At 66.8% G+C, this 8471-nt stretch carries 6 protein-coding genes and 4 pseudogenes; 6 read left to right on the top strand and 4 right to left on the bottom strand.

The window, feature by feature from the left end; genetic code table 11:
* Positions 1–559: 559 nt before the first annotated feature.
* Positions 560–1380, top strand: a pseudogene (locus tag PARHAE_RS01700) (IS3 family transposase); the annotation flags it as partial.
* Positions 1377–1889: pseudogene (locus tag PARHAE_RS01695) on the top strand (ABC transporter ATP-binding protein); the annotation flags it as partial. The pseudogenes PARHAE_RS01700 and PARHAE_RS01695, both read left to right, overlap by 4 nt.
* On the opposite strand, the pseudogene PARHAE_RS01690 reads toward PARHAE_RS01695, so the two are convergent.
* The 4 genes and pseudogenes from PARHAE_RS01690 to PARHAE_RS01675 all read right to left on the bottom strand — a co-directional run bounded on the left by PARHAE_RS01690 (position 1813) and on the right by PARHAE_RS01675 (position 5511).
* Positions 1813–2451 (bottom strand): annotated as a pseudogene (locus PARHAE_RS01690) (DctP family TRAP transporter solute-binding subunit). The pseudogenes PARHAE_RS01695 and PARHAE_RS01690 overlap by 77 nt on opposite strands.
* 380 nt (positions 2452–2831) lie before the next feature.
* Positions 2832–3470, bottom strand: coding sequence for a DUF542 domain-containing protein (locus PARHAE_RS01685; protein ID WP_126152874.1), 639 nt, complete (start codon positions 3468–3470; stop codon positions 2832–2834).
* Entirely contained in the window at positions 3467–4045 is a 579-nt protein-coding gene (locus tag PARHAE_RS01680) for a UbiX family flavin prenyltransferase (protein WP_126152873.1), read from the bottom strand. Before PARHAE_RS01680 ends, PARHAE_RS01685 begins: the two co-directional genes overlap by 4 nt.
* Positions 4042–5511, bottom strand: a complete 1470-nt coding sequence (locus PARHAE_RS01675; protein ID WP_126152877.1) for a UbiD family decarboxylase — start codon at positions 5509–5511, stop codon at positions 4042–4044. The genes PARHAE_RS01680 and PARHAE_RS01675 overlap by 4 nt, the downstream gene beginning before the upstream one ends.
* Positions 5512–5615: 104 nt before the next feature.
* Between PARHAE_RS01675 and ubiT the strand changes: the two genes are divergently transcribed.
* From ubiT to PARHAE_RS01655, 4 genes and pseudogenes are all read left to right on the top strand, one after another.
* Positions 5616–6143, top strand: coding sequence for a ubiquinone anaerobic biosynthesis accessory factor UbiT (gene ubiT, locus PARHAE_RS01670; protein WP_126152872.1), 528 nt, complete (start codon positions 5616–5618; stop codon positions 6141–6143).
* 5 nt (positions 6144–6148) lie between these two features.
* Positions 6149–7144 (top strand): ubiquinone anaerobic biosynthesis protein UbiU, encoded by a 996-nt coding sequence (gene ubiU / locus PARHAE_RS01665; RefSeq protein ID WP_126152876.1) that lies wholly within the window; start codon positions 6149–6151, stop codon positions 7142–7144.
* 3 nt (positions 7145–7147) lie between these two features.
* Positions 7148–8038 carry a ubiquinone anaerobic biosynthesis protein UbiV gene (ubiV, locus tag PARHAE_RS01660; protein WP_126152871.1) on the top strand — a complete coding sequence of 297 codons (891 nt, stop codon included), beginning with the start codon at positions 7148–7150 and terminating at the stop codon, positions 8036–8038.
* 149 nt (positions 8039–8187) lie between these two features.
* Positions 8188–8471, top strand: a pseudogene (locus PARHAE_RS01655) (IS21 family transposase); the annotation flags it as partial.

Raw genomic sequence — 8471 nt, 5'->3', positions numbered from 1 at the left:
CAGAAACCTGGCACCAGTTCCTCGACGACTTCGTTAGCGATCCTGAACTCGCGCAACGCTTCAAGGCTCAACCGCCGCGGTAACAATCGGCCGGTTACGCCTGAACTGTGTCTGCCTTCTCTTCTTCTGATCCGACGGTTTCGTGATGGCACCGGTTTTGGCGCAGGACAGTTTCCTCCTCGCGCCTCAGGCGCTTCTTCACTTACTCACATGGACCGGAGTCCGTCGTGCTTGACCAGGAACAGATCGAAGCGCCGCAGTTCTCGGACAGCGGCCAGCAAACACCACGGCCTGAAACTGTCGAACTCGCAGCACCCCGGACGGCTGTGGCCGTGACACCCTTGGCGTTCGGTGCAGCCATGATGCGAATGGCCACACTGGGTAACAGATAGGACGGTGCTGAGCCACGTTGCGCAGCGACGTAAGACGAAGGGTTAAGGTCGTTCTATCTTGATGGGACGGTCCTCACCTGATCGTCAGATTAGTCCTGCAGCATTGAGCTGCTGCCGGTTTGATGGACACGAAGATAAGATCGTGACCAAGGAACTGGAGTGCAGATATGACGAGACGGAAGTTCAGCCGCGAGTTCAAAGTCGAGGCCGTGAGGCTGGTGACGGACCGGGGCGTTGCGGTTGCGCAGGCGGCCCGTGATCTCGATGTTTCGGAGAGCGTGCTGCGCCGCTGGATGCGGGAATTGACTGCAACACCGGCCACGGCGCTTCCCGGGAACGGGCAGATGCGGGCCGATCTGGCCGAGATTGCAGCTTTGAAGAAAGAGGTCGCACGGCTGCGTGCGGAGCGTGACATTCTGAAGAAAGCAGCAGCTTTTTTCGCGCGCGAGGCGATATGAGATTCGCCTTCATCGCAAAGCACCGCCACATCTGGCCGGTCAGCTGGCTCTGCGAGGTTCTGGAGGTTTCCCGGTCCGGCTTTCATGCGTGGCTCAGCCGCCCACCCAGCACCCGCGAGATCCATGACGCGAAGCTCGTCGCAGCGATCGAAACGAGCTTCAAGGCCAGTGACCGGACCTATGGCGCACGTCGTGTCTGGCGGGATGTTCTTGAGGACGGGCTTGCCTGTGGGCTTCACCGGATCGAACGGCTGATGCGGATCAATGCCTTGCGGGCGCGACCCAGGCGCCGCGGCAAGCCGAAGGATGACGGCGAGCGGTCGGTGATCGCCGACAACCTCCTGGACCGGGATTTCGAGGCGGACCGGCCGAACCACAAGTGGCTGGCCGATTTCACCTACATCTGGACCGCGGAAGGCTGGCTCTACGTCGCAGTCGTGCTGGACCTCTTTTCCCGGCGGGCCGTGGGCTGGTCCATGAAGGCTGACAGGGATGCTTCACTGGTCATGGATGCAATGATGATGGCGGTCTTGTTCGCTCGTTTCAAATCTCGGCCATCTTTTCGCATTTGACGGTGCTGGAAAACGTGAAGGTGGCGCTGCAGCGACCGGCGGGGCTGTCCTATCAGTTCTGGCGCCCGCTATCCACCCTGCGCCAACTCGACGCGCGGGCGATGGAGTTGATCGACCGGGTCGGCCTGTCGGATGCCATTCATTTCGAGGCAGCCAGCCTTTCTTACGGGCGCAAGCGGGTTCTGGAGATCGCGACGACGCTTGCGCTCGACCCGAAGGTCCTGCTGTTGGACGAGCGGCTGGCCGGGATGGGGCACGAGGATGTCCACCGTGTGGCCGGCATCATCCGCGACATCTCGCGCGAGTGCGCCGTTCTCATGGTGGAGCACAATCTCAATGTCGTCGCCGATCTCTGCCATCGGGTCACCGTGCTGCAAAGAGGCGAAGTGCTTACCACCGGGACCTACACTGCCGTCGCGGCGGATCCGCGCGTGCGCGAAGCCTATATGGGGAATGAAGATGACTGACGCAAAGCGCCAGCCAATGCTGCGCGTCCGCGGGCTCGAGGCGTGGTACGGCGAAAGCAAGGCCCTGCACGGCGTGGATTTCGATGTTCAGGCCGGAGGACTGGATGCGCATCTTCAGGCCCAGGAAGCCATCCGGCGTGACCACGGGCGAGTTCGCCGTCATGATCTTGAAGCCGTTGTCCCACTAGGCCAGTCCCTTGATGCCCTTGTCGTCCAGCTTGGCCATCACGCTTCGGCCGACCTCGCCTTCGGTGATCTTGCGAAGATCGTTGCGATCCTTGAACAGCATCGGCAGGTCGAACAGTTCGAACTGGGGCACGCCCAGGGGTCCGAATTTGGCCAGCGAGGGCGCCAGCATCTGGACTGCACCCATCTGCAGCGCTTCAAGTTCCTCCTTGTCCTTGTAGAGCTGGCTGTTGGGATAAATCTCGACGGTTACACGGCCGTCGGTGTACTGTTCCGCCAGTTCCTTGAACTTCTGGGCGCCCTTGCCCTTGGGGGTGTCGGGTGCAACGACGTGGCTGAACTTGATGGTGATCTGATCTTGCGCCAGTGCCGGCATGGCCGAAATCAACGCGACAAAAGCGGTCGCGGCAATAGTCCTGAGATTGAACATGGTTCCTCCTGTTGCTCCATGCTGCCGGCAGTCCCCGATCGACCGATGCGATAGCGGGCGGCTGCCGGTCGCGCCCTGCCGGGCCCTCCGAAAATCAGCATTGCAAGACAAGGTGGATAGTTCAAATATATGAACTGTCTACGAGTGATAGCTTTTATGTATGGGGATGCGTGTCCCCGCTGTGAAGAGGCAGTTCACGGTTGGGGCGGTTCCATTTCCGCCTCGGGTCCGGGTTGATTCCTGTCGCCATTTTCACGACTTGGCACAATGTCCCTTCCGCCCGGCTGGCCGAGGGGTTGCGGGACGCAGGGCGTCCCGGTCGCCGGTCAGGCAGCGGGGCGCGGGAACAGGATCCTGTCCTCCAGATACAGATGCGCGACCACGTCGTCGCACAGCTTTCGCAAACCGGTATAAAGCGCCGTCCACGACCCGCAGGCGCCCAGGGGAAGGTGCAGCGAATGCGTCACGTCGGCGATCCGCCCCAGGATGGAGGCGGTCTGGCCGCGGTCGGCCTGTGCTGCGCCCTCGCCCCGCAAGATTGCCGGGAACAGCGCGCTCTCCTCGGCCGACATCTGCGTGTCCAGGTCGTCGCGCAACGCCATCAGGGCCTGGGTCAGCCCCAGCGGCGCCTCGTCATGATCGCCGTGGACGGTTTCGACCCGGTGCGCCAGGGGGATCAGGAAGCCCAGTTCCTCGCGGTGCGTGTCGTGATAGCGTCGGACGATATGCGTGATCAGGTCCGGGGTTTCGGAGGGCGCCTCCTGCGCGGCGGCGTCGATCAGGTCTTGCAGCCGCGTGGTCAGGACGGTCAGGTTCAGTCCCGCCTTTTCGGCCGCCTCGCGCAGGCTCCGCTCTCCGCCGCAGCAGAAGCTGATATCGGCCTCGCGGAAGATCCGGGCGGCGCCGGGCAGCTTGGCGGCGATGTCGCGCACGGTGTTTTCGGGGGCAAGAAGGGGATCGGTCACAGGTCTTCTCCAACAGGGTCGGGGGTCCAGGCGCGCGCCAGGGGCGGCGCAAGATGCAGCAGATCGACGGCGCGTGCGGCGATCTGGGCGGTGGCTTCGGCAAGGCTTGCCGGGCGCAGGTAGAAGGCCGGAACGGGCGGCAGGATCACCGCCCCCATTTCCGCCGCCGCCTGCATGTTCTTCAGATGCGCCAGCGTCAGCGGCGCCTCGCGCGCCAGCAGCACCAGCGGGCGGCGTTCCTTCAGCTGCACCCCGGCGGCGCGGGTCAGCAGGTTGTCGTCCAACCCGTGCGCGATGGCCGCAAGGCTGCGCATGGAACAGGGCGCGACGATCATGCCCGCGACCGGGCAGGAACCCGAGGCGATCGCCGCGCCCAGGTCGCCCAGCGGGTGCACGCGCGCGGCCAGAGCGCGCAGCCGATCCGCCGCATCCGGCCCGATCTCGGCCGAAAGGGTCCGCTCGGCCATGGCGGACAGGACCAGGTCGACCCCGGCCCCCGCCCGCCGCAGCGCCACGGCGCAATCCATCGCCAGCGCCGCCCCGGATGCGCCGGACACGCCCAGAACCACCCTCATGATAGGATCTCCGCCAAAAGCGCCTCGGCCCGCGCCTCATGCGCCGGGTCCAGCGCCATGACCGTGCCCCAGTCGCGGGCGGTCTCGGCCCCGATCTTGGTGGTCGCATCCAGCCCGATCTTGCCCGCCAGCCCTTCCAGCGGCGAGGCGAAGTCGAGGTAATCCATCGGGGTGCGGTCGATCACCATCACGTCGCGCGCCGGATCCATGCGCGTGGCCAGAGCCCAGGCGATGTCGTCCCAGTTGCGGATGTCGATGTCGCCGTCCACCACCACGATCATCTTGGTATAGCAGAACTGCGGCAGCATCCCCCACAGCGCCATCATCACCCGCCGGGCCTGGCCGGGATAGCGCTTGTCGATGCCGACCACGGCCATGCGATAGGAACAGGCGGCGGCGGGCAGCCACAGGTCGCGGACCTCGGGGATCTGGGCGCGGATCACCGGCAGGGCCAGGTCGTTGAACACCTCGCCGATGACCGAGGGTTCGTCGGGCGGGCGGCCCGTCACGGTGGACAGATAGATCGGATCGCGGCGGCAGGTGATCGCGCCGACGCGCATGACCGGGAAGGGCTCGACCGCGTTGTAATAGCCGGTATGATCGCCGAAGGGGCCTTCGAGCGCGGTCTCGCCGGGATGGATCCAGCCTTCGATGACGATCTCGGCATGGGCGGGCACCATCAGCGGCACGGTCCGGGCCGCGACCAGGTCCGTCCGCCGACCGCGCAGCACGCCGGAAAAGCCCAGTTCCGAGACGGTTTCCGGCAGCGGCAGGGCAGCGGCCAGCAGCAGCGCCGGATCGGCGCCAAGCGCGATGGCGACCGGCATCGGTTCGCCCGCGCGCAGCCATGTGCGGTGATGCGCCGCGCCGCCGCGATGGGCCAGCCAGCGCATGATCAGCCGGTCGGGGCCCAGCACCTGCGCGCGATAGACGCCCAGGTTGTAATCCGCCGTATCCTCGGCGCCGGTCCCGTGCGGGCGGGTCAGCACCACCGGCCAGGTGATCAGCGGACCGGCATCGCCGGGCCAGGGCGTCTGCACGGGCAGCGCGTCAAGCCCCGGCAGGTCGTCCTGCTGCACGGGGGCGTGGCGCAGGATGGCGGGCCGTGCGGACAGCGCCGCGCGTACCATGGGCCAGCGCGACCAAGCATCGCGCATCCCCCGGGGCGGCGTGGGACTGCGCAGATCCGCAAGGAAATCCCCGAAGGCCGGAATCTGATCGGGCGTCAGGCCAAGGCCGGCGGCGACGCGTTCGCGCGTGCCGAACAGATTGCCGATCACCGGGATCGCGGGACCGTCATGCGCGTCGAACCGCAAGACCGGACCCCTGCGGCGCAGGGCGGCAAGCTGGACGGCCGTCATCTCGTGCCGCAGGGACACCGGCGCGTCGATGCGCGCCAGATCGCCACGGCCCTCCACAAAGGCCAGAAAGGCTCGCAGGTCGGGAAACGGGGGAAGACTGCGCAGGGACGGCTGGGACAGGATCATGGAGCGCTTCCTAATCCCGGAAATCGGAGCGAGTCTTGACGATGGTCAAGTGACGGAGGTTTTTGCCGGGCTAGACCCTTGGCATGAACCCTCCGCGTCCCCTTCCGCCGCTGTTGAGGCGGCTGCCCGTGCCGCCGTTTTCGCCGTCCCTTGCGAGTCTTGCCTTGACCGCGCTTCTGCGCCGGATCGCCCGGCAGAACCCCGCGATCCTGTCGCGCCTTGGCCCGCATGGGGCCGCGCGCTTTCTGATCGACGTAACGGACGGCCCCTTCCTGCTGCTGATGGAGCCGCAGCGGCGGCGGCTGACCGCCACTGCGCGCGGCGCGCCCCCGCCCGCCCATGACGCGGCGATCCGGGGCCGGCTTGCCGCCTTCCTGGCGATGCTGCACGGCGCGGATGACGGCGATGCGCTGTTCTTCTCGGGCGATCTGGCGATTGCCGGGGACACGTCGGCCGTGCTGGCGCTGCGCAATGCGCTGGACGATGCCGAACTGGACCTGACCGGGGAACTGGCGGCGCTGTTTTCCCCTCCGCTGGACGGATGGCTGCGGCGCGCCCTGGCCCTGGCCGCCCGGCGCAGCGGATACGTGCTTTCCCGACAAGAGGTGTGACGATGATGGAACTGGTCTGCCCGGCGGGCACGCCCGCGGCCTTGCGCGCGGCGGTGGATGCGGGGGCGCATACCGTCTATTGCGGCTTTGCCGACGAGACGAATGCGCGGAATTTTCCCGGCCTGAACTTTTCTCGCCCCGAGATGGCAGAGGGCGTTGCCTATGCCCGGTCGCGGGGCGCGCGCGTGCTGGTCGCCATCAACACATTCCCCCGCGCGGGCGAACAGGCGCTGTGGCATCGCGCGGTCGCCGACGCCCATCGGGCGGGCGCCCATGCGGTGATCCTGGCCGATCCCGGCCTGCTGGCGCACGCCGCCGAAACCCACCCGGATCTGCGCCTGCACCTGTCCGTGCAGGCCGCAGCCGCCAACCCGGATGCGATCAACTTCTATGCCGAGGCTTTCGGCATCCGCCGCGTGGTCCTGCCCCGCGTGCTGACGGTCGAGGAGATCACCGCCATCAACCGCGAGATCGACATCGAGACCGAGGTCTTCGTCTTCGGCGGGTTGTGCGTGATGGCCGAGGGGCGCTGTTCGCTGTCGTCCTGGGCCACCGGCCTGTCGCCCAACATGAACGGCGTCTGCTCGCCCGCCAGCCATGTCGTCTATGACGAGGTGTCGGGCCATAACGAGGCGCGGCTGGGCGGGCTGCTGATCCACCGCACGCCGAAGGGCGCGCCGGCGCCCTATCCGACGCTCTGCAAGGGCTGCTTCACCGCGCCGGCGACCGAAACCGGCCCGGTCCAGACCGGCCATATCTTCGAGGATCCGGTCAGCCTGGATGCGACCGAACTGATCCCCCGGCTGCAAAAGGCCGGCGTCACCGCGTTGAAGATCGAGGGGCGGCAGCGGTCCCGCGCCTATGTGGCCCAGGTGGTCCGCGCCTTCCGCGCCGCCGTCGAGGCGGCCGAGGCAGGCGCGCCGATGCCTGCCGGGCTGCTGGCCAAACTGACCGAGGGCCAGTCCGCCACCACCGGCGCCTATGCAAAGACCTGGAGGTAAATCATGGATATCACCATCGGCCCGATCGCCTTCTTCTGGACCGCCGAGACGGTGCGGGATTTCTATCGCGACCTCGCCGCCAGCCCCGCGCGCCGCGTGGTGATCGGCGAATGGGTCTGTTCGAAGCGCCTGCCCTTCTGGCAGGACGAGATTCCCGGCGCGGTCGAATGCCTGCTGGCGGCGGGCAAGGATGTGGCGCTGTCGACCCTGGCGCTGATCACGCTGCGTCGCGAACGCCGCCAGACCGCCGACCTGTTCGACGCCGGGATCCCCGTCGAGATCGCGGACCTGGGCGCGCTGCGCCACCTTCCCGAGGGGGCGCCCTTCCAGGTCGGCCCCACGGTCAACGTCTATAACGAGGCGACGCTGGAATGGCTGGCGCGCAAGGGCGCCACGCGGATCTGCCTGCCGCCGGAACTGCCGCTGTCCTCGGTCGCGGTGCTGGCTCGGGCGGGGCGGGCGGCGGGCGTAGCGGTCGAGGTCTGGGGCCATGGCCGCGCGCCGCTTGCGATCTCGGGGCGCTGCTATCACGCCCGGCTGCACGACCGGGCCAAGGACAGCTGCCAGTTCGTCTGCGGCGAGGATCCCGATGGCCGCGACGTGGTAACGCTGGACGGCCAGCGGTTCCTGACGGTGAACGGTGTCCAGACCCTTGGACATGCGCACAGCACCGTCGCCGGCCAGATTGCGGAACTGGCCGGAATCGGCGTCAGAGCGGTCCGGCTGTCGCCGCAGACGGGGAATTTTGCGGCCGTGGTGCGGCTTTATGACGATCTCGTGAAACAGCGCAGCGCGCAGGCCGAGGCAGTGGCACGGCTGCAAACCCTGATCCCTGGAGCTTGCTTCGCCGACGGCTTTCTGGCCGGCGCACCAGGCCTGCGCCGGGCGCTGTGAAAGGGCCTTTGCGCGGTTGGCTGAGAGGATGTGTTGAACGGCTTGCAATAAGGACCCCGCTTCTGGGGTGATCGGCGTCCAAAAGGGACCCCACCGACCGGGGGTTGGGTCCATTGTGCCTTCGATGATTATCGGAGGCCGAGCACGGGATGCTGATCGTGGAGACAATCGCAAAAATCAGGCGGCTGCATTTTGCTGAGGGCAAGGGGATCAAGACGATCTGCCGTGACCTGAAGCTGTCGAAGAAGGTGGTGCGGAAGGTGATCCGCACCGGGATTACCGAGTTCACCTATACCCGGACGGTGCAGCCGCGCCCGAAGCTGGGTGCCTGGCTGGGGGAGCTCAACCGACTGCTGGAGGTCAACGCCGCGCGGGCCAGCCGGGAACGTCAATCCCTGACACAGCTCTACGAAGAGCTGAGCGGTCTCGGCTA

Origin of the sequence: Paracoccus haematequi (assembly GCF_900631945.1) — a bacterium.
Lineage (GTDB): Bacteria > Pseudomonadota > Alphaproteobacteria > Rhodobacterales > Rhodobacteraceae > Paracoccus > Paracoccus haematequi_A.
The sequence above is the reverse complement of the archived record's forward strand: the minus strand, read 5'-3'. Positions and strand labels throughout refer to the sequence as shown.

Coding starts and splice junctions, on each gene's coding strand:
- PARHAE_RS01680 (WP_126152873.1), bottom strand. CDS start 4,045: ATGAGGGTGGTTCTGGGCGTGTCCGGCGCATCCGGGGCGGCGCTGGCG.
- ubiT (WP_126152872.1), top strand. CDS start 5,616: ATGAACCCTCCGCGTCCCCTTCCGCCGCTGTTGAGGCGGCTGCCCGTG.
- ubiU (WP_126152876.1), top strand. CDS start 6,149: ATGGAACTGGTCTGCCCGGCGGGCACGCCCGCGGCCTTGCGCGCGGCG.
- ubiV (WP_126152871.1), top strand. CDS start 7,148: ATGGATATCACCATCGGCCCGATCGCCTTCTTCTGGACCGCCGAGACG.